Here is a 2103-nt window from a genome sequence, read left to right on the forward strand (position 1 = left end):
GGCATGGCGTCCACTGTAGGGTGCGCCGCCGCCTACCCTGGATCGCATGCCGTCTCGTCCGACTTCCCCCGGGTCGAAGCCGTCCCCCGCCGTCTACCGCCGCCGGCGGCTCGTGGCCGCCCTGCTCGCCCTCGTGCTCCTGCTCCTGGTGGGGTGGGCCGTCGTGGCGCTCGTCCGAGCCGGGATCGGCGCCTTCTCCTCCGAGGACGCCGACCCCTCCGCCGCCCCGACGCCGGTGCACTCCCCGTCGCCCGCCCCGGCCACGGACGCCGAGTCCAGTTCCGCCTCGCCTACCGTGGCCCTCGAGGACGCCGCCGAGTGCCAGCCCTCGGATCTGCGGATCGCCGCCTCCGCGGACCGGTCCGAGTACCAGCGGGGCGAGGAGGCCGAGCTGCGCCTGGGCATCACGAACCTCTCCTCGACCCCGTGCCGCACGGATGTGGGCACGGCCCGGCAGGAGTTCACGATCCGCACGGCCGAGGGCGACGACGTCTTCTCCACCCGCATCTGCCAGGCGGACCCCGCGGAGGCCCAGCGGGTGCTGTACCCGCACGAGGAGCTCACCGCCGTGTACCGCTGGTCCGGCCGCGCCTCGAGCCAGGACTGCGGCCGCCTCGGCGCTCTCGCGGAGCCCGGGCCCCATCTGCTGACGGTCAGCCTCGGCGACGTCACCTCCCGCCCCGTCGCGCTGAAGATCCTCGAGGAGCTCGCCCCGGGGGCCCAGGACAGCAGCGGGGGCCGAGAGCTTCGCCGAGGCCACGGCGACGGCCACGGCCAGGTCCGAGGCGGGCTCCGAGAGTCGCACGCCGCCCACGGTGGCCACGTAGCAGTCGTCCTGGGCGAGGGCGAAACGGGCCCGGCGCTGGAGCACGGCCAGGAGCATGTTCACGCGCGCCGCGTCCACGCCGGAGACGGTGCGGCGCGGGCTGCCGCCGGCGGACGGGGTGAGCAGGGACTGCACCTCGGCCACGAGCGGGCGCCGGCCCTCGAGCGTCACCGTCACGCACGTGCCCTCGACCGGCTCCGAGACGCCCGAGAGGAACAGACCGGAGGGGTCGTCCAGGGACTCGATGCCGTCCCTAGGTGTTGTGGGTCATGAGGTTCTTGCCACGAGGCGCCGGCTGAGATGAGACGAGTGGGCCTCTCCCGCAGGATGGAAGTTCCTCAACAACCCACCTGCCCGAAAAGACCCACTCATGACTCACGCTAACGCACCCCTGACCCCCACTGGCCGTCTCAGGATGGTCCACCGCCACCTGCACGACGGGATCCCGCAGGCACACGTGGCCGCCGAGTTCCGGGTGAGCCGGCCCACGGTGGCCACCTGGGTCGCCCGCTACCGCGCCCAGGGAGAAGCCGGCCTTCAGGACCTGCCCAGCCGGCCGCACCGTTCACCTGCCCAGCTCGATCCGGTCCTGGTCGCCCAGATCCACGCCCTGCGGCGGGAGCGCAAGTGGTCCGCACGGCGCATCCATCACCACCTCGTCTCTGAAGGCCACCGGGTGTGTCTTCGTACCGTGGGACGGTGGCTGCACCGACTCGGGATCTCCCGCCTACGGGACCTGACCCCGGCCGGAGAAGACCTGCGCCAACGACCCCAGAAGATCACCGCGAGAGGGCCGGGGCACATGGTGCACCTGGACGTGAAGAAGATCGGGAAGATCCCTGACGGGGGCGGCTGGCGCACCCACGGACGTGAAAGTGAAGCAGGCCGTGCTTCCAAGCGTGGTGCAGGCCGACGGGTCGGGTACACCTACCTGCACTCGGCGATCGACGGGTACACCCGCCTGGCCTACACCGAAGCGTTGGAGGACGAGAAGGCGGTGACCACGATCGGGTTCTTCTGCCGGGCGAGGGCGTTCTTCGCCGCCCACGGCATCACCGTGGACCGGGTGATCACGGACAACGGGAACAACTACCGGGCCGTGGACTTCACCGCGAAGGTGGTCTCGCTCGGGGGCCGGCACCACCGGATCCGCCCCTACACCCCGCGCCATAACGGGAAGGTCGAACGGTACAACCGGCTGATGGTCGATGAGGTCCTCTACGCCCGCCCGTACTCCTCAGAGCAAGCTCGGCGTGAGGCCCTGCAGGTGTGGGTGA

At 71.5% G+C, this 2103-nt stretch carries 1 protein-coding gene and 1 pseudogene; one reads left to right on the forward strand and one right to left on the reverse strand.

What is annotated here, in order from left to right:
- Positions 1 to 742: 742 nt before the first annotated feature.
- Positions 743 to 1078: pseudogene (locus J1M40_RS12660) on the reverse strand (DNA repair protein RadA); the annotation flags it as partial.
- 118 nt (positions 1079 to 1196) lie between these two features.
- Between J1M40_RS12660 and J1M40_RS04785 the strand changes: the two are divergent.
- Positions 1197 to 2103 (forward strand): IS481 family transposase (locus J1M40_RS04785; protein WP_206450504.1); only part of this gene is annotated, 907 nt, incomplete at its 3' end.

Origin of the sequence: Micrococcus sp. KRD026, assembly GCF_017168445.1 — a bacterium.
Classification (GTDB): domain Bacteria; phylum Actinomycetota; class Actinomycetes; order Actinomycetales; family Micrococcaceae; genus Micrococcus; species Micrococcus luteus.